Below are 19,653 nucleotides of genomic sequence, written 5' to 3'. Positions count from 1 at the left end.
CTGGGAGCGAGATGATGGCGGACGAGCAGCGGCTGCGGGAGTACCTCAGGCGGGCGGTCGACGACCTGCACCAGACCAGGGAGCGGCTGGCGGCGGCGGAGTCGAGGACGGCCGACCCGATCGCCGTGGTCGGCATGGCCTGCCGGTACCCGGGTGGGGTGCGCTCTCCTGCCGACCTCTGGCGAGTGGTGGCCGACGGGACGGACGCGATCGGGCCGTTCCCCACCGACCGGGGCTGGCGCCTGGACCGGTTGTACGACCCCGATCCGGAGCGGGTGGGCACCTGCTACGCGGCCGAGGGCGGGTTCCTGACCGGGATCGACGAGTTCGACGCGAGGTTCTTCGGGATCGCTCCGCGCGAGGCGATGGCCATGGACCCGCAGCAGCGGCTGACGCTGGAGTCGTGCTGGCACGCGCTGGAGCACGCCCGCCTCGACCCGACGGCCCTGCGTGGCAGCCGGACCGGGGTCTTCGCCGGAGTGTCCTATCAGGACTACGCCAGGCTCATGCCGGATCCGGTGGAGCAGGTCGACGGGTACCCGGGAACCGGTAACTCGGTGAGTGTGCTGTCCGGCCGGGTGTCGTATGCGCTCGGTCTGGAAGGGCCGGCGCTCACCGTCGACACCGCCTGTTCGTCCTCACTGGTCGCGTTGCACGTCGCCGCGCAGTCACTGCGCAACGGTGAGTGCGACCTCGCGCTGGCGGGTGGGGTCACGGTGATGTGCACGACCGGGATGTTCATCGCCCTCTCCCGCCAACGCGCCCTGTCACCGGACGGCAGGTCCAAGGCGTTCGCCGCGTCGGCGGACGGCGCCGGCTGGAGCGAGGGCGTTGGCGTGCTGGTGCTGGAGCGGTTGTCCGACGCACACCGCAACAAGCACCGCGTGCTCGCCGTTGTCCGGGGCAGCGCGGTGAACTCCGATGGCGCGTCGACCGGCTTGACCGCCCCGAACGGTCCGGCGCAACAGCGGGTGATCAGGCAGGCGCTGGCCGCGGCCCGGCTGAGCGCGGCGGACATCGACGTGGTGGAGGCCCACGGCACCGGCACCCGCCTCGGCGATCCCATCGAGGCGGAGGCGCTGCTGTCGGTGTACGGGCGGACCCGGCCCGCCGACCGGCCGCTCTGGCTGGGATCGGTGAAGTCCAACATCGGCCACACCCAGGCCGCGGCCGGGATCGCCGGCGTGATCAAGATGATCATGGCGATGCGGCACGGGCTGATGCCGAAGACGCTGCACGCCGAGCAGCCGACACCGATGGTGGACTGGGCGAGCGGAGCGGTGGAACTGCTGACTGAGTCGAGGAAGTGGCCGGACGGCCCACGCCGCGCGGCGGTGTCGTCCTTCGGCATCAGCGGCACCAACGCGCACGTCATCCTGGAACACGCGGCGGCGGCCGAGCCGGCCGGCGAACCGGCGCCGGCGGCATCGACGGCCCCGGTGATCTGGGTGGTGTCCGCGCACAGCCGCGCCGCCCTCGCCGCGCAGGCCGGGAACCTGCACGAGCACGTGCGCCGGCAGCGGGACAGCGGCGACGCGGACGTGGGTCACTCCCTCGCCGTCACCCGGACCAGGTTCGCGCACCGGGCCGCCGTGGTTGGGCGGGACTCCGGGCAACTGCTCGCTGGGCTGGCGGCACTGGCCACCGGCGAGCGGTCCGAGCACGTCGTGCGGGCCGAGGCGACACCAGGCAAGATCGTCTTCGTCTTCCCAGGGCAGGGCGCGCAGTGGGCGGGCATGGGCGCCCGGCTGCTGGAGACCAGCGCGGTGTTCGCCGCGACCGCGGGCGAGTGCGCGGAGGCGATCGAACGGCACGTGGACTGGCGGGTGCTCGACGTGCTCCGGGACGCCCCTGGCGCGGCCGCCTTGGACCGAGTCGACGTGGTGCAGCCGGTGCTGTTCACCATGATGGTCGGGCTCGCCCGGCTGTGGCAGTCCTACGGCGTCCACCCCGACGCGGTCATCGGCCACTCACAGGGTGAGATCGCCGCGGCCCACGTGGCCGGCGGGCTGTCCCTGGCCGATGCCGTGCGGGTCGTGGTGCTGCGCAGCCGCGCGTGGCGCGGCCTGGCCGGCAGGGGCGGCATGGCCACCGTGGCGCTACCCGAAGCCGAGGTGGGTGACCGGCTGGCCGGCTGGGCGGGCCGACTGTCCCTGGCCGCCGTCAACAGCCCGACGTCCTGCTCGCTCGCCGGGGACGTGGACGCCTGTGACGAGTTCGTCCGGGCCTGCGTGGCGGACGGGATTGCGGCGCGCCGCATCCGGGGGGTGGACACCGCCGGCCACTCCGCGCACGTGGACCTGTTGCGCGAACAGCTCCTCTCCGACTTGGCGCCGGTGCGGGGCCGGCCGTCGTCGATCCCGTTCCACTCGACCGTGACCGGGCACCGGTTCGACACCCAGGGACTGGACGCCGCCTACTGGTACCGCAACATGCGCGAGCGGGTGGACTTCCACGCCGCGGTGCGCAACCTCCTCAGCGACGAGCACCGGATCTTCATCGAGGTGGGGGCACATCCGGTGCTGACCGCGCCGCTGCTCGACATCATCGAGGACACCGGGGAACCGGCGTCGGTCACCGCGACGCTGCGCCGAGGCGAGGGCGGACCGGAACGCATCGCGCTCGCGGTGGGGCAGGCGCACGCCCAGGGCGCCGACGTGGACTGGGCCACCGTCTTCGGCGGCGCCCAGACCACCGACCTGCCGGGCTACGCCTTCGACCGGCAGAGCTACTGGCCGGACGCCTCGGAGTCGAGTGACGATCCACCGTCCGAGGAGGGCGACCTGTTCCACGTCCGCTGGCGGAGGTCCACAGCGGACAACGCGGCCGAGGGGGAGCCGCCTGAGGTCGACACACACGTCGTGCCGGCCGCCACAGCACCCGCGCGGGCACTCCGGGAGGCCGTGGCGAGGCTGCGGTCCTGGCTGGCTGACGAGCGCTCCGGCGACCGCCGGCTGGTGTTCATGACCCGGAACGCGGTGGCGACCGGGCCCGACGAGGATGTGCGCGATCTCGGCGCCGCCGCGGTGTGGGGCCTGGTCCGGTCGGCGCAGTCCGAGCATCCGGGGCGGCTGCTGCTCGTCGACACCGACACCGACATCGACAGCGACACCGACAGCGACACCGCGGCCGAGGCCGCGCTCACCGCCGCGCTGCGCTCGGGCGAGGACCAGGTGGCGATCCGGGCGGGCGCGGTTCTGGTGCCCCGACTGGACCGGTGCGCGCAACCGACGGCTGACCCACCGCGGCTGGAGCACGGCACGGTGCTGATCACCGGCGGCACCGGGACACTGGGCGGTCTCGTCGCGCGCCACCTGGTGGCCGAACACGGAGTTTCCCACCTGCTGCTGGTCAGCCGGCGTGGCCGCGAGGGAGCGGACGACCTGGTCGCGGACCTGACCGAACTCGGCGCCCGGGTGGCGGTGCGCTCGTGCGACGTGGCCGACCGGGACGCCCTGGCCGGGGTGCTCGCCGACATCCCGGCCGAGCATCCGCTCATCGGGGTGGTGCACGCGGCCGGGGCGGTGGCGGACGGTCTTGTCGAGTCGACGACCGAGGACCAGATCGACCGCGTGCTGCGGCCCAAGGTGGACGGCGCGCTCAACCTGCACGAGCTGACCAAGGACCGGAACCTCACGGCGTTCGTGATGTTCTCCTCGCTGGCGGGCGTGATCGGGGGTCCCGGGCAGGGCGCCTACGCCGCGGCCAACGTGGTGCTCGACGCGCTCGCCCAGCACCGGCGGGCCAGCGGCCTGGCCGGGCTCGCCCTGGCCTGGGGATTCCTCGCGCGACGCAGCGAGATGTCCGCCCACGTCGGTGACCGCGACCTGAACCGGTACCGGCGCGGCGGTGTCCTTCCGCTGGCCGCCGACCGGGCACTGAGCCTGTTCGACCGGGCCATCCGCGTCGGGCTCGCCACGGTGGTCCCCGCCCACCTGGATGTCCGGAGGATCGGCGTCGACGCACCGGTACCAGTGATCCTGCGGGACCTCGTGCGCGGGGCGACGTCCCCGGCGCCGCCCCGCGAGGTCGGCCGTCCCCTGCTGGACCAGGTGGTTCCAGCGACGGAGACCGAGCGCGCGGGAGCCCTGTTCAAGCTGGTCCGGTCCCATGTCGCCACCGTGCTGGGATACCCCGGCCACACCGCGGTGCCCGGCAACCAGCCCCTGCGGGAGTTGGGCTTCGATTCGTTGACCGCGCTCGAACTGCGCAACCGGCTGGCCGACGCCACCGGTCTGCGACTTCCCGCAACGCTCGTCTTCGACCACCCGACCGCGAACCAGCTGGCCGACCACCTCGGTGACCGACTGCGGGGAGTGTCCCAGGCGCGTTCCCCAGGGACAGTGGTGCGCGCCCACGACGAGCCGGTGGCCATCGTCGGCATCGGCTGCCGGTTCCCGGGTGGCGTCACGTCTCCGCAGCAGCTGTGGGACCTGGTGGACGCGGAACGGGACGCGGTCACCACGGCCCCGGCCGACCGGGGCTGGGACGTCGCACCGGTGGGCGGATTCCTCTCCGGTGCCGGCGAGTTCGACGCCGCGTTCTTCGGGATCACCCCCAGGGAGGCGCTCACCATGGACCCGCAGCAGCGGCTGCTGCTGGAGATCGCGTGGGAGGCGTTGGAGCGGGCCGGCATTCCGGCGACCTCCCTGCGGGGGAGCACGACCGGGGTTTTCATCGGTGCCACCGCGCACGGCTACGGCGAGCTGTTCCCGCCAGGGTCGAACGAACTGGCGGGCTACGGTGTCACCGGGCTGTCGACGAGCGTCATGTCCGGGCGGATCAGCTACGTGCTCGGCCTGCAGGGGCCGTCGGTCACGATCGACACCGCCTGCTCCTCATCCCTGGTCGCGGTGCACGACGCGACCAGGGCGCTGCGTGCCGGCGACTGCGACCTCGCGCTGGCGGGCGGAGTCGCGGTGCTGTCGACCCCGTTCCTGTTCGAGGACTTCGCGCGCCAGGGCGGCATGGCAGCGGACGGCCGCTGCAAGGCGTTCGCCGCGGCGGCGGACGGCGCCGGATGGGCGGAGGGGGCCGGTTTGCTCGTGCTGGAGCGCCTGGCGGACGCACGCCGTCGGCAGCACCCGGTGCTCGCCGTCGTGCGCGGTTCGGCGGTCAACCAGGACGGCACTTCCAACGGGCTGACGGCGCCCAGCGGGCTGGCACAGCAGCGGGTGATCGAACGGGCGCTTGCCGCGGCGGGTGTGGCACCGGCGGACATCGACGTGGTGGAGGCGCACGGCACAGGAACCCGGTTGGGTGACCCGATCGAGGCGGGGGCGCTGATCGCCGCCTATGGCCGGGGCCGGCCCGAGGACCAACCGCTGTGGCTGGGCGCGGTCAAGTCGAACATCGGCCACACCCTGCAGGCGGCCGGAGTGGCCGGCGTGATCAAGGTCGTGATGGCGATGCGGCACGGCCGGCTGCCCCGGACGTTGCACGTCGACGAGCCCACGCCACTCGTCGACTGGCTGTCCGGGCCGCTGCGGCTGCTGGGACGGGCTCGGGACTGGGAGCGGAACGGGCACCCGCGCAGGGCGGGCGTCTCCTCGTTCGGCATCAGTGGAACCAACGTCCACATGATCCTGGAGGAAGCACCGTCCACATCGGATGAATCTGCTGTGGACAATGCGGGCGAGCCACTGCCGGTGGCGCCCGTGGTGCTCTCCGCCCGCGACGGTGTCGCGCTGCGCGCGCAGGCGGAGCGCCTTGGCGAACACGTGCGAGACCACCCTGACCTCGACGCGGCCGACCTGGCCCACTCGCTCGCCACCAGCCGCGCCGCACTGCCGCACCGGGTCGGTTTCCTCGCCCGCGACCGGCATGAGGTGCTCGCCGCACTGGCCTCGGTCGTCGACGGCACCGCTGGTGGCACCGGCACCGCGCGGGAAGGGGGGCTGGCGGTCCTGTTCTCCGGACAGGGGGCTCAGCGCCCGGGGATGGGGGCCGGACTCCACCGGGGCTTTCCGGTGTTCGCTGAGGCCTTCGACCTGGTCTGCCGGCATCTCGACCCACTCGTGGGGCGCTCGCTGTCGGACGTGGTGTTCGCCGAACCCGGTGGCGAAGCCGCGGCGCAACTCAACCACACCCGGTGTGCTCAGCCCGCACTGTTCGCGGTCGAGGTCGCGCTGTACCGGCTGGTCGAGTCGTGGGGGATCCGACCCGACTACGTGATGGGGCACTCCGCCGGGGAGATCACCGCCGCCCACGTCGCCGGGGTGCTCTCACTGGCCGACGCCTGTGCGTTGGTCGCCGTACGGAGCCGGCTGATGCAGGAAATGCCACCCGGACGGATGCTCGCGGTGGCGGCGCCGGAGGACCGCACGGCTGAACTGGTGGCCGATCAGCCCGACGTCGTGATCGCCGCGGTGAACTCGCCATCCGCGACCGTGGTCTCCGGGCCCGCCGAGGCGGTCGACCGAATCGCGCGACGCGCCGCGTCCGCCGGCCTGCGCGCCCGGTTGCTGCCGGTCGGCCACGCGTTCCACTCGCTGATGGTGGAGCCGATGCTGGAGGAGTTCGCCACCGCCATCGCCGGACTGGCTTTCCAACCACCCCGGATCCCGGTGGTGTCCAATGTGACCGGTCGCGTGGTCGACGCGGCCGAACTCTGCTCACCTGCCTACTGGGTGCGCCACGTCCGCCAGCCCGTGCGCTTCGCCGACGGGATCGGTGCCCTCGCCGAACAGGATGTGCACACCTTTCTCGAACTCGGGCCGGACGCCGTGCTCGGTGTGCTGGCCGAGGAGTGCGTTGGTGACGGTGGGGTGTGCCTTTCGGCGTTGCACCGCGACCGGCCGGAACCGGAAGCGCTGCTTGAGGCGCTGACGACGCTGCACGTGAACGGAATCGACGTGGACTGGGCCGCGGTCTTCGCCGGGACCGGGGCGCGCCGGGTGGACCTGCCCACCTACGCCTTCCAACGGCACCGGTACTGGCCGGACGCGCTCGTCCGGCGTGGTGACCTGTCGGCCGCGGGCCTGCGCGAGACCGGCCACGCGTTCCTCGCCGCCAAGGTCGAGACAGCGGGTGGCGACACCCTGTTCACCGGTGAAGTCTCCACCACGACCCACCCCTGGCTGGCCGACCACGTGCTCTTCGACCAGATCCTGTTTCCCGCGACCGGATTCCTCGACCTCGCGCTGTGGGCAGCCGCCGAGGTCGGCTGTCCCACCGTGGACGAACTCGTGCTTGAGCACCCGCTGGTGCTGTCGGCCCGGGGCGCGACGCAGGTGCAGGTCGTCGTCGGCGCGGCCGAGGATGAGCGGCGAGAGATCGGCGTGTACTCGCGGCCGGACGACACGGCGGAGTGGACCAGACGCGCCAGCGGGGTGCTGACCGGGGTGGCGCCACCGCTGCCGGAGGCCGCGGCGACCGCATGGCCGCCGCCGGGGACGGTTCCGGTCGATCTGACCACCTTCTACGCGGACGCGGCGGCGACCGGGTTCCACTACGGCCCCCTGTTCCAGGGGTTGACCGGCGTCTGGCGGCGCGGTACCGAGGTCTTCGCGGAGGCGAGCCTGCCAGCCGGCGCCGGCGTCGGGGAGTTCGCTGTCCACCCGGCGGTACTCGACGCCGTGCTGCAACCGCTGGCGCTGCTGCCGTCCGCGGGGGACCGGAGGGTGCCGTTCTCGTGGCGGGGAGCCACCGCGCACCGCGGGAGAGCAGCGACGCTGCGGGCTCGGCTGACCGAGACGGGACCGAGGGAACTCACCGTCGCGCTCATCGATGCGGCGGGGCGACCGGTCGCGTCCATCGCCGGGCTCGCCATGCGGGACATCGACGCGACAGAAGTTGCGGCCACCCACGGCCACCCGTCACACGGCCACTGGCTGTTCGGCCTCACCTGGGTTCCCGCGGACGCGATCGGCACGTCCGATGTGGACGGGTGGACCCTTGCTGACTCCGGCCTGGACGATGTCGGCGACGCGGAGGTCGTCGTGGTGCGCTGCGAGTCGCCGCCAGAGGCGGATCTCGCCGGGACGACGACCGCGGCGGTGCACCGGGCGTTCGGCATCGTGCGCGACTGGCTGGCCGATCCTCGTTTCGACTCAGCGCACCTGGTGCTCGTCACGCGCCGTGCTGTCGAAGCACACCCGGGGGAGGGGATCGGCGACGTGCCACAGGCCGCGGTTTGGGGGCTGGGGCGCGCGGTGCAGTTGGAGCACCCGGGCCGGCTGTCGCTGATCGATCTCGATGGTGACCTCCGGGACTGCGCCGTGCTGCCCCGGGCGATCGCGCTGGTTCGCGCGCTCGACCACGGTCAGGCTGCGGTCCGGGGCGAAGCGGTTCTCGTGCCCGAGCTGACCCGGGTCCGGCCCGACCCGCAGCACCGTCCACCCGCGCAGTGGGGAACGGTCCTGATCACCGGGGGCACCGGCATGATCGGCGGACAGCTGGCCCGACACCTGGTCGGCCGGCACGGTGTCCGCGACCTGGTGCTGGCCGGCCGTCGAGCCGCCGCACCGGAGCTGCTGCGCGAGCTGACCGGGCTGGGAGCGCGCGTCCAGGCCGTTTCCTGCGACGTCGCTGACCGAGCAGCACTGGCCGCCCTGATCGCCGATCACCCGCCAACGGCCGTGGTGCACGCCGCCGGAGTGGTGGACGACGGCATCTTCGGCTCGCTCACGCCGGAGCAGATCGACAACGTGCTGCGGTCGAAGGTGGACGCGGTCGTGCACCTGCACGAACTCACCGCCGATCGTGACCTCGCCGCGTTCGTCGTGTGCTCCGCGCTCGCCGGAACCCTCGGCGGTGCCGGACAGGCGAACTACGCCGCGGCCAACGCGTTCCTGGACGCGTTCTGCCAGTGGCGGCACGCGGCCGGACTGCCGGCTCTCGCGATCGGGTGGGGACCGTGGGAACCGCGCGGTGGCATGACCGCGGACCTCGCCGACGTCGATCTCCAGCGGCTGGCCCGGACCGGAATCCGGGCACTGACCGCGGCCGAGGGACTCGATCTGTTCGACGCGGCCGGCCTGTCCGGCCGCAGCACAGTGCTGCCGTTCCGCCTCGACGCCCGGTCGGTTCCGGCCGACGGACCGGCGTTGCTGCGCGGCCTGGCCGGTGCCGGGCAACGGACGTCCAGTGGGCTGCCCAGTGACTTCGCCGGCCTGTCCGGAGCGGACAGGATGAGGTGGCTGACCGAACTGGTGCGGACAGAGGCCGCCGCCGTGGCGGGGTTGCCCGGGCCCGCGGACGTCCCGGCCGACGCGGCGTTCACCGGCCTCGGGTTCGATTCGCTGATGGCGATCGAAATCCGCAACCGGCTGGCCTCGGCCACCAGGCTGCGGCTGGCCGCCACGCTCGTCTTCGACCACCCGACATCCACCGCGGTCGCCCAGCACCTGGACGGCCTGCTGCGGCCAGCCTCCGGCACGGCAGCCGATCCCGCCGAATCGGCGCTCAGGGCGTTGACCGACGCCGTGCGAGCGGCGCCTGGCGGACGCGGACAGCGCAGAGCGCTCGCCACGAGACTCAGGCTGCTCGCGGCCTCGCTCGACGACGCGGGCGAGACCACTGTGGACGCGACCGCGGGTGGAGATCTCGACGCGGTCGGCGCCGACGAGCTGATCAGCCTGCTCGACGAGGAGTTCGGAATCCAGTGATGTTTCCCGCCACCCCTATCTCCAGTCCACGATCCCCTGTCCGGCCGAGGAGAGAACCCTCGGGTTGACCGCTGCCGGTTCCGCGGCCACGGTGGCTGCACACCGTTCCGACAGCCCGTCCGCGGAACTGGAGCGACGTGAGGGGGACGACCAGGCCCCTTCCGCCCATCGCCCGCCACGACCCGGTCGCGGGTGCGAGAACAGGCACTGAGTCGAGGTACCGATGACCTATCGAGATCAACTGGTCGGCGAGCGGACCGACGTGCTGGACCGGTTCACCCTGTCGGCGCACGTGGTCGACAGCCCGCTGACGCCGAACGAACGCGTTGCGTCCTGGCTGGCTGAACGCGCCGCGGTCAACCAGTTCCAGGTCGAGCGAGTTCCGCTCGACGCGCTGTCCGGATGGCAGTTCAACGCCGAGAGCGGGAACCTGGAACACGACAGCGGCCGGTTCTTCTCCGTCGAAGGGGTGCGAGTTCGCACGGATCGGACGTGGATCGCCGAATGGACTCAGCCGATCATCGTGCAGCCCGAGATCGGCGTGCTCGGCATCCTCGTCCGGGAGTTCGACGGGGTGCTGCACTGCCTGATGCAGGCGAAGATGGAACCCGGGAACATCAACAAGATCCAGCTGACCCCGACCGTGCAGGCCACTCGGAGCAACTACCTCGGCGTGCACCGCGGCGCCCAGATCCCCTACCTCGACTACTTCACCGGCGAGGGCGGTGGGCGAACGCTCGTCGACGCGCTGCAGTCCGAGCAGGGCGCCTGGTTCCTGGGCAAGCGCAACCGGAACATGGTGGTGGAAACCCTCGACGACGTACCGGAGGCCGCCGACTTCTGCTGGTTGACGATCGGTCAGATACGCAGGTTGCTCGCGGTCGACCACCTGGTGAACATGGACACCCGGACCGTGCTGTCCTGCATTCCGTTCCACGCGCCGGGTGCGTTCGCGGAACCGGCCAGTCCGTTCGTCGCGTCGGTGCTGCACAGCATCGGACCGGACAGCAGCCCGGTGCACGAGATGACCGAGGTGCTGAGCTGGCTCACCGAGTTGCGGGCTCGCCGGGAACTGCTTCAGCGCAGGGTTCCGCTGTACCGGGCGGCCGAGGACGGCTGGTACTGGACGAGGGACGCGGTGGAGCACCGGTCCGGCAAGTACTTCCGCATCGTCGGGATCAACGCGGCGCTCGGAAACCGGGAGGTTCCCTCGTGGACCCAGCCGATCCTCGCACCGGTCGACGCGGGCCTGCTCGCGCTGATCACCAAACGGATCTCCGGGACCCTGCACGTGCTGGTGCAGGCCCGGGCCGACGCGGGATCGCTGAACGGGGCGGAGATGGCGCCGACGGTGCACTGCCAGCCGGCGAACTACCGCGATCTGCCCGATCACTGCCGGCCGCACTACCTCGACCAGGTCCTGTCCGCCGATCCCGCCCGAATCCGGTACGACCGGATGCAGTCCGAGGAAGGCGGGCGCTTCCTGCACGCGGTCAACCGCTACCTGATCGTCGAGGCGGACGAGGACTTTCCCGAACGGACTCCGGCCGAGTACCGCTGGATGACCCTGCGGCAGTTGACCAGCCTGCTGACGCACTGCAACTACCTCAACGTCGAACTGCGCAGTCTGATCGCATGCCTGAACAGTGTCTGGTGAGGCGCCGTGCAAATCATCGGAAACGGATTTCTCGCCAGGAACCTGGCTGAGCACCTGAGTGACCGGCACCCCCACGTCACGGCGATCGCGGCCGGGGTGTCCTGGACGCATTCCCGATCCCTTGAGGACTTCGACCGGGAGGCCGCGCTGCTCACCGACACGGTGGCGGAGCACCTCCACTCGGGCCGCACCATCGTTTTCTTCTCCACCGCGGCTGGGGGGATGTATGGAAACCGGCTGAGCACGGGAACCGAGTGCGGACCGGTCTTTCCGCGCACCGCGTACGCCCGGCACAAGCTCGCCCTGGAGTCCATGCTGGCCCGGTCCGGGATGCGCTGGCTGATCCTGCGGCTGACCCACGTGGTGGGCCACGGGCAACCGAGGCACCAACTGCTGCCGGCGCTGACGGAGCAGGTCCGTTCGGGTCGGGTCACCCTTTACCGCGGTGCCCATCGGGACCTGCTCGATGTTCGGGATCTGGGCTGGTTGATCGACAGACTGCTGGTCAAGGGCGTCCACGACGAGGTCATCAACGTCGCCTCGGGGACACCAGAGCCGGTGGAGCGGATCGTCGAGGCGATCGAGGCCAGACTCGGCACCGTCGCCGAGAAAGCAGTGGTCGACAGGCCAGCACAGAACGGTCCACTTCGGATCGCCCGGCTGCGCGAGCTGGTTCCGGAAATCGACGAGCGCGGTTTCGAGCGGGACTACCTCACCCAGCTCATCACCCGTTACGTGCCAGCCGGCACGAACCGCACCAGGAAGGGGACTTGATGACCCTCGGATACATCCTGACAGCGGGCATCCCGCTGGAACCGCCAGGCACCGCGCTCTACGACAGCTACCCGGTGATGCGCCGCTGGTGTGACCAGGTGGCGGAGTGGACCGGCCTGGACCACGACCAGCTGTTGACACAGGACCTGACCACAGCGGTGTCGCTCGACGCCGACTCGGCCGAGCAGCTGCCTCGGCACGAGGTCGCCTACACCTCCCAGGTGCGGCAGATCATGAACTCGCTGGGGATCGCCGACATCCTGGCCGAGATGGGACTGCGGCCGAACGCGATCGGCGGGCTCAGCCTCGGCGCGTTCACCGCGGCCTGCCTGGCCGGCTCGCTGGAGCGCCGGGATCTGCTGGACCTGGTGGCCCACATCACCAAGCTGCCGACGGTCGAGCCGGGAAAGCCACCGACAGGCATGGCGATCGGCACGCTACCGGTCGACGCGGACCTGGACTGGTACTGCGGCGACAGCAGGCCAGGGGTCTACCTCGGGGCGGACAACGGGGTCTACATGGGACAGGCTCACGTGGTGATGTTCTCCGGGTACGTCGACGCGCTGGAGACGCTGGCCGCGGAGGCGCCGGCGGGGCAGATCACGGTGATGAAAGCACTGAACGGCGGCCACACCCCGCTGCAACAGTTCGCCTACGACCTGCGGAAGCCGTACGTCGACAAGGTGGCGTTCCACGATCCGCGCGTTCCGCTGTTCTCGGGGCTGCGCGATGCGCGCCTGGAAACCGGGGACGACGTCCGCGCCGACATCCTCGACAACACCACACGGCCGATCCACCTCGCGCACGTCAACGCGGGCTTGGCCCGGTACGGGGTGCGCGCCGCCATCGTTCCTGGCGTGGCGATCCCCGTCGCGGGCCTGGAGTTCCCATTCCCGGTGGTGCAGGTGTCGACCGCCGAGGACGTCGGGAAGGCCGCCGCGATCCTGTACGAGCTGGGAATCGAGGTGGAGCCGAGATGAGCGGTGCCGTGGCGGACACCAGGTGGCATGGCGCGGGGCAGGTCGACCGGTGGCTGGACGTCGACCTGGACGAGTGGACCAGCCGGGTGGTGCGGAGAACCTTCGACCCCGCCCTGGGCAGCCCGTACTGGCTGAGGCGGGCGAAGGAGCTGACCTTCGACCCCCGCGACATCACCCGCTACGACGAGCTGACCGCGTTCGGTCCATTCCCGCTCGACGACCTGCGCACCGGTCGGCCCGTCGACCTGGTTCCCCTGGCCGTGCGGCGCCCACTGACCTGCCGGGTGTGGGAGACCGGCGGCACCACGGGTGACCCGTGCCGGGTGGTCTACACCGACGCGATGCTCGACCACTACGCCACGTGGCGCAGGTGGGCGGCTGGTCGGGCCGGGTTCGAGCGAGGCCGCACCTGGCTGCGGGTCACTCCGAGCGGACCGCACCTGATCGGGCACTGCGCCTGGCTCGCCGAGGGGTACGACGCCGAGGTGCACACGGTCGACTTCGATCCCAGGTGGGTCAAGAGGGAGTTGCGTCAAGGGCGGGTGCGCGAGGCGCAGGAGTACACGGACCACGTTCTCGACCAGGGCCTGCTGATCCTCAAGGCGCAACCGATCGACTACCTCTTCACCACGCCAGCGTTGTTCCGGACACTGATTCGTCGCGCGCCAGGCGTGGTCAGCGGCCTGAGCGGCGCGCTGCTGGGCGGGACGCACGTGACGCCCGAGATGCGCATGTCCTTCGTGGACGCGATGCCCGGGGGACGGGTCACCGTCTCCTACGGGAACACGTTCGGATCCGCCTCCGCTCTCCCGGTGGTCGACGACGGCCGGACCATGCCACACGTGCCGCACTACCCCCAGGTGACCATGGCCGTGGTGGACCGGGCCGACTGGCAACGGCGGGTCGGGTACGGGCAGTACGGCCGGTTGCGGCTGACCGTGCTGCACGAGGACCTGTTCCTGCCCAACATCCTGGAGCGGGACCTGGTCATGCGGTACGACACCGGTGACGTGTGGCCGTGCGACGGGATCGCCAACGTCCGACCCCTGCAGGAGATCCGGGCAGCCCCGGAGGGGGTCTACTGACCGGTGAGACGAGCACGAGGAGGTTCGTCGGATGCGCAACCAGGGTGTCGGGTCGTGGCCGGCACGCCGCGCCCGAAAGAGCCCCGACCGGATCGCGGTCGTGCAGGACGGCAGGAGCTGGACCTACCGGACGTTGTACGACCGCGCCATCCGACTGGCACACGCCTTCCGGGACCTGGGGGTGCTCGCCGGAGACCGGATTTCCTACCTCGGGCCGAACGACGTCAGCTTCCTGGACACGTTGTTCGCCGCCGGTCTGCTCGGTGCGATCCTCGTGCCGCTGAGCACCCGTGCGGCAGGCCCGGAACTGGTGCACAACGTCACCGACTCGGGCAGCACCCTGCTCGTCTATCCGCGGGACCACGCGGCGATGGTGACCCAGATCCGGGCCTCCGGCGTGATCCGGCAGTTCATCACCCTTGGTTCGCCGTTGCAGGACGGCGAACACCGGTACGCTGACCTGATAGCCGGCGGCGCGACCGACGCGATCGACCAACCGACCGGCCTGGACGACACCTGCATGATCATGTACGCGTCCGGTGTCACCGGGCTGCCCAGAGGTGTTGTCCTGACTCACGGCAACGTGACGTGGAACTGCGTCAACGTGCTGGTGGACGTCGACATGGCAGGCAGTGAGATCACCTTGGTCGCGGCACCGCTGCAGCACGGCGAGGCGCTCAACATGAGCTGCCTGCCCACCTTGCTGAAAGGGGGCACGGTGGTGCTCGTCGGTGCGTTCGATCCGATCGTGGTCCTGGAGTTGATCGAGCGTCACCGGGTGACGTCCATGTTCGGTGTGCCCGCGATGTACGAGGCGATGGCGGCGAGCGACGCTTGGGCAGGCACGGACCTGTCCAGTCTCCGGCACCTCGACTGCGGCGGCGCTCCGGTGTGCGCCGGGACCACCCGCAGGTACCTCGACCGGGGACTGGCCTTCAGCCAGGGCTACCGGTTGGCCGAAGCGGGCCAGGGTGTGCTGCACCTGGCCGAGGCGAGCCCCGCGGAGCAGTTGGGTTTCGCAGGGGTTCCGCATCTCTTCACCAGCGTACGGGTGATTCGCCCGGACGGCCGCGAAGCGGCGCCCGGCGAACATGGAGAACTGGTGATCGCGGGCCCCAACGTGACGCCCGGATACTGGCGCCGCCCAGACCTCCAGGACGAGGTGTTCGGCCGGGATGGCTGGCTGCGCACCGGGCACACCGCCGCCGTGAACGCCGACGGCTACGTGTCTGTTGTGGACTAACCGGGGGTGGCCCGTGTTCGAGTTCTCCACGGTGCGGCCCGGCCTGGATCTCGGCCGGACTGGCTGGTTGTGGGTCTGCCAACCTCGGGTCGAGCGGTTCGTGAGGGCGACCGGAGATCCAGCGGCCCGCAACCTTCCGCTGGGGCTGGTCATCCCGCTGCTCGGCGAACTGCTCGGCGGTGCCAGGATGTGGGTGAACTACGGCCTGAACCGAGTCCGGTTCCCCGGCCCGCTCCCGGCGGACGCGTTCGTCCGGTTGCACGCCAGCGTCATGGAGGTCGTGACCAAGGACGGTGCCGTTCAGGTGACACTCGACCTCACCGTCGAGGTTCAGCACCAGGCCGAGCCAGCCTGCGTCGCCGAAGCGGTGTTCCGCTACTACCCATGACCTCGGCCACTTCGACGGCTGGGGTGGTGGGTCCGCCACCGGGGTCGTGACGACCGCCAGCACGGCCATCGGCGGACGGCACTAGGGCCGGGCGACCGGTGAGCGCCAACGTTGACCAGCGGGCACGACCGTCGAGCGTGGTGTCACCCCGGCCCGGCCGCGAACAGTCGCTGCAAAAACGACGGAATCGTGTCCATTGCCCGACTGCGAATGCTACGACATCGGCTGATCGGGGCGTAACCCCTAAGGCGTGCCCCTACGTCCGGTATCGGGAATACGGCGAACCGACGGGATTCGGTATTCGCTTGCTAGGGGTTTACCTGACTCCGCGGGAATGATTGTTTGAGGGCATGAGGATCGCCTTGGTGACCACTGGCTCGCGCGGGGACGTGCAGCCGTTCATCGCGCTGGGTGCCGGGCTGCTCGCCCGCGGCCACGAGGTCCGGCTGGCGTGTCCCGGTGACCTCGGACCACTGGTGAAAGAAGCCGGGATCGAGTTCTTCGAGCTGCCCGGCAACGTCAGTGACTTCTTCAGCCATCCCGCGGTGGTCGACGCCCTGCGCAAGGGCGGGTCCGCCCTGCAGTTCTCCCGAGCCCTCCGGAAGCTGCCCAAGCCGCCGCCGGGCACGGAGACCGACCTGTTCCGGGCCATGCGGGACGCGGGCGACCAGGCGGACGTGGTGGTCAACCAGTCGGGCCTCGCGCACGGAGCGGCGCTCACCGGTCCGCCCATCCGATGGGCGACAACCTCGTGGAAACCGATCACACCGACCGGTGAACGGCCCGCGATCGGACTGCCCCGGTTGCCCCTCGGGCCGCTCTACAACCGGGCGACGTACGCCATCTCGAACCAGATCGAGTGGGCTCTCGTTCGACCGTCGGTAAATCGGGTGCGTAAATCTTCTGGACTTCCTGAATTCGGGTTCAGGTCACCGCTGAGGGATCTCGGCCGAACCATTCCGGTCATTTATCCCTTCAGTCCCGAGGTGCTCGCTCCGTCGCCGGACTGGCCAACCAACACGCACGTCACGGGTTTCTGGTACTGGAACCGCGCCAAACAGCCGTCCCCCGAGCTGCGGGCGTTCATCGACGCCGGACCAGCACCCGTGGTCGTCGCCATGGGCAGCAACTGGTCGGTCTACCGGGCGGGAGACCTGCACCAGCTCGTGATCGACGCCGTTCGCCGCGCGGGACGCCGTGTGGTCCTGGTAGACGGCCCAGAACGGGATCTTCCAGCCGATGCGGTGCGGGTGCATGATGTGGACTACCAGTGGCTGCTGCCGCGGTCGGCAGCAGTGATACACCACGCCGGGCTCGGGCACACCGCGGACGTGCTTCGCGCCGGGGTGCCGCACGTGACCGTGCCGGTGTACGGGGACCAGCCGTTCTGGTCGGCGACCGTGTCAGCGTTGGGCGTCGGGTCACCTCCCGTGCCGTTCAGCGAACTGAGCGGCGACCGCCTCACGGCCGCACTGCGGCAGGCGCTCGATGACAACGGCATGCGGGACCGCGCTGCCGCTCTCGGCGATCGGATTCGCGGGGAACAGGGTGTGGAGAACGCCTGTGACGTGATCGAGCGGTGGGCCGCGAAGCCGTGAGCGCATCAGCCGAAAACCCCATCCTGTTCGCGGTCGAGAGCCACGCCGGACTGCGCACACCACTCCAGGCGATCGCCGGAGCGCTGGCTCGCCGGGGCGTCAGTGCGCTCTGGTTCGCCACCACCGACGACGCGAAGCAGAGTGTGGAGGCGCTCGGGGACATGAGCCCGGTCCGGCACGCCTCGCTGGGGCCGCACTGGCCGGAGATGGCACCGGACAAGTGGGACGACGACGCGTACGCCGAGATGTACCACACCTCACGTCGCCGCAGTTACCGCGCACTGCTCAGCCGGATGCTCAACGCCGACTACGCGGAGGACATGTACCGCCGGGTACTGGAAGCGGTGGATGAGATTCGGCCGGCACTGATGGTGATCGACGGGAACTTCCCGCCCGCCATCGACGCGGCGATGACCCGCGAAGTGCCGTACGTGCTGAACGCCGCCATGCCGGTGAGCTTCCTCTACACGCGCAACCTCCCCTGGCGTTTCCCCTCACCGATGTCCGGGCTGCCGAGACGGATGAGCCCGGCCCAACTCGGTGCCAATGTCCTGTTCCGGCTGTTCCAGCACACCGTCTTCCTTTCGCCGAAGTTGCTTCCGAAGGCGATGGAGGTCACCAGGCGGCGCAGGGCATCCGGGATCGAGAACGTCGCGGTGACCCCGGCGCGGTATGCGGACGGAGCGGTCGCGGTTATCGGGAACTCGGTGTTCGGAGTGGAGTACACCTTCCCCGGCGTTCCGTCCCACGTGAAGATGCTCGGGGCGATGGTGCCGACCGGCGAGCCTGACCGGGCCAGGCACGGTGATCTCTTCACGTGGCTCGACCGCCACGAATCGGTTGTCTACATAGGACTCGGGACGATCACCAGGCTCGCCGCGCACCACGTCGCCGCGCTGCTGGACGTGGTGCGCGAACTGGGTCCGGAGCACCACGTGCTGTGGAGCATGTCCACCGACCAGCAACGGTTGTTGCCAGCCGAGCTGCCAGCCAACCTCCGGGTGGAATCCTGGGTGCCCCAGCCCGCGGTCCTCGCCCACACGAACGTTCGGGTAAGCGTCGCGCATGGTGGTGCCGGCGGCGCCAACCAGGGTATCTACTTCGGAACGCCGATGCTGATGGTGCCGTTCGGCTGGGACAACCGGGACATCGCGGTGCGCGTGGTGGACAGCGGAGCGGGTCTGATGATTCAGGACGGCTGGCGGCTGAACGCCGACGAGATCGTCGGGAAACTCCGTCGGCTGCTGACCGAGAACTCCTTCCAGGAGAGGGCCACGCACTGGAGCGACCGGATGCGAGCCGCGGGTGGAGCGGACGCCGCCGCAGACCTCATCCTGAGCCATCTTCCTGGATCGGTACCTCACTCACCGGGTTCGCCCCACCGCTGACCGACCGAAGAGGAACGACGTCGAATGGCCGATGAAGCACAGCTGGTCGACTACCTGCGGCGCGTGACAACCGAACTGCGTGACGCCCGTCAGCTGGTCCGTACCCTGGAGGCACGCGACCAGGAGCCGATCGCGATCGTCGGGATGGCCGCACGGCTGCCCGGTGGAGTTCAATCTCCAGCCGACCTGTGGGACCTGGTGATCGAGGGACGTGAGGGCATCGGCCCACCACCGGCGGATCGCGGCTGGGCTGGCCCAGGCGCTCCGGTCGTACCTGGCGGCGGTTTTCTGTCCGATGTGGCTGGTTTCGACGCGGACTTCTTCGGTATCTCGCCGCGTGAGGCGTTGGCGATGGACCCGCAGCAGCGGCTGCTGCTGGAGGTGTCCTGGGAGGTGTTCGAGCGGGCGGGGATCGACCCGCTGTCACTGCGCGGCAGCCGCACCGGGGTGTTCGCGGGTCTCATGTACCACGACTACGCGGCTGGGCTGACCCAGGTGCCAGACGGCGTTGAGGGGTATCTCAACACCGGTGCCGCTGGGAGTGTGTTGTCGGGTCGGGTGTCGTACGTGTTCGGGTTCGAGGGGCCGGCGGTGACGGTGGACACGGCGTGTTCGTCGTCGTTGGTGGCGTTGCATCTGGCGGTGCAGTCGTTGCGGTCCGGTGAGTGTGATCTGGCTTTGGCGGGTGGTGTGACGGTGATGTCCACGCCTGGGGTGTTCGTGGAGTTCTCGCGGCAGGGTGGGTTGTCGCCGGATGGTCGGTGCAAGGCGTTTTCGGATTCCGCGGATGGTACGGGGTTTTCTGAGGGTGTGGGTGTGGTGTTGGTGGAGCGGTTGTCGGATGCGCGGCGTCGTGGTCATCGGGTGTTGGCGGTGGTGCGGGGTAGTGCGGTGAATCAGGACGGTGCGTCGAATGGGTTGACGGCGCCGAA

9 protein-coding genes and 1 pseudogene are annotated in these 19,653 nt (G+C 70.4%); all 10 read left to right on the top strand.

The genetic code is table 11. The features are described from left to right. Positions 1 to 26: 26 nt before the first annotated feature. Positions 27 to 9,608: pseudogene (locus tag LX83_RS36300) on the top strand (SDR family NAD(P)-dependent oxidoreductase); the annotation flags it as partial. Between the two features lie 223 nt (positions 9,609 to 9,831). Continuing rightward, the gene (locus LX83_RS36295) at positions 9,832 to 11,265 is read left to right on the top strand and encodes an NDP-hexose 2,3-dehydratase family protein (protein WP_253780348.1); all 1,434 of its coding nucleotides are present in this window, start codon (positions 9,832 to 9,834) and stop codon (positions 11,263 to 11,265) included. Positions 11,266 to 11,271: 6 nt separating this feature from the next. Further along, entirely contained in the window at positions 11,272 to 12,039 is a 768-nt protein-coding gene (locus LX83_RS36290) for an NAD-dependent epimerase/dehydratase family protein (RefSeq protein ID WP_253780346.1), read from the top strand. After that, positions 12,039 to 13,019: a hypothetical protein gene (locus LX83_RS36285; protein ID WP_253780344.1), complete on the top strand. Its 981-nt coding sequence runs from the start codon at positions 12,039 to 12,041 to the stop codon at positions 13,017 to 13,019. The genes LX83_RS36290 and LX83_RS36285 overlap by 1 nt, the downstream gene beginning before the upstream one ends. After that, the gene (locus tag LX83_RS36280; protein WP_253780342.1) at positions 13,016 to 14,104 is read left to right on the top strand and encodes a class I adenylate-forming enzyme family protein; all 1,089 of its coding nucleotides are present in this window, start codon (positions 13,016 to 13,018) and stop codon (positions 14,102 to 14,104) included. Before LX83_RS36285 ends, LX83_RS36280 begins: the two co-directional genes overlap by 4 nt. 31 nt (positions 14,105 to 14,135) lie before the next feature. Then, a complete protein-coding gene (locus tag LX83_RS36275) occupies positions 14,136 to 15,347 on the top strand; it encodes an AMP-binding protein (RefSeq protein ID WP_253780340.1) in 1,212 nt (403 codons plus the stop codon). 100 nt (positions 15,348 to 15,447) lie between these two features. Beyond that, a complete protein-coding gene (locus tag LX83_RS36270) occupies positions 15,448 to 15,735 on the top strand; it encodes a hotdog family protein (RefSeq protein WP_253780338.1) in 288 nt (95 codons plus the stop codon). A 350-nt stretch (positions 15,736 to 16,085) separates the two neighbouring features. Beyond that, entirely contained in the window at positions 16,086 to 17,333 is a 1,248-nt protein-coding gene (locus LX83_RS36265) for a glycosyltransferase (RefSeq protein WP_301329520.1), read from the top strand. Next, positions 17,330 to 18,721 (top strand): glycosyltransferase, encoded by a 1,392-nt coding sequence (locus LX83_RS36260; RefSeq protein ID WP_253780333.1) that lies wholly within the window; start codon positions 17,330 to 17,332, stop codon positions 18,719 to 18,721. The genes LX83_RS36265 and LX83_RS36260 overlap by 4 nt, the downstream gene beginning before the upstream one ends. 24 nt (positions 18,722 to 18,745) lie before the next feature. Then, a partial coding sequence (locus LX83_RS36255) for a beta-ketoacyl synthase N-terminal-like domain-containing protein (protein WP_253780331.1) occupies positions 18,746 to 19,653 on the top strand: 908 nt, incomplete at its 3' end.

Origin of the sequence: Goodfellowiella coeruleoviolacea (assembly GCF_024171785.1) — a bacterium.
Taxonomy (GTDB): Bacteria; Actinomycetota; Actinomycetes; order Mycobacteriales; family Pseudonocardiaceae; genus Goodfellowiella; species Goodfellowiella coeruleoviolacea.
The sequence above is the reverse complement of the archived record's forward strand: the minus strand, read 5'-3'. Positions and strand labels throughout refer to the sequence as shown.

What these genes read in the sequence shown, in the direction of transcription:
- LX83_RS36295 (WP_253780348.1), top strand. Translation starts at nt 9,832, where the DNA reads ATGACCTATCGAGATCAACTGGTCGGCGAGCGGACCGACGTGCTGGAC.
- LX83_RS36285 (WP_253780344.1), top strand. Translation starts at nt 12,039, where the DNA reads ATGACCCTCGGATACATCCTGACAGCGGGCATCCCGCTGGAACCGCCA.
- LX83_RS36280 (WP_253780342.1), top strand. Translation starts at nt 13,016, where the DNA reads ATGAGCGGTGCCGTGGCGGACACCAGGTGGCATGGCGCGGGGCAGGTC.
- LX83_RS36275 (WP_253780340.1), top strand. Translation starts at nt 14,136, where the DNA reads ATGCGCAACCAGGGTGTCGGGTCGTGGCCGGCACGCCGCGCCCGAAAG.
- LX83_RS36265 (WP_301329520.1), top strand. Translation starts at nt 16,086, where the DNA reads ATGAGGATCGCCTTGGTGACCACTGGCTCGCGCGGGGACGTGCAGCCG.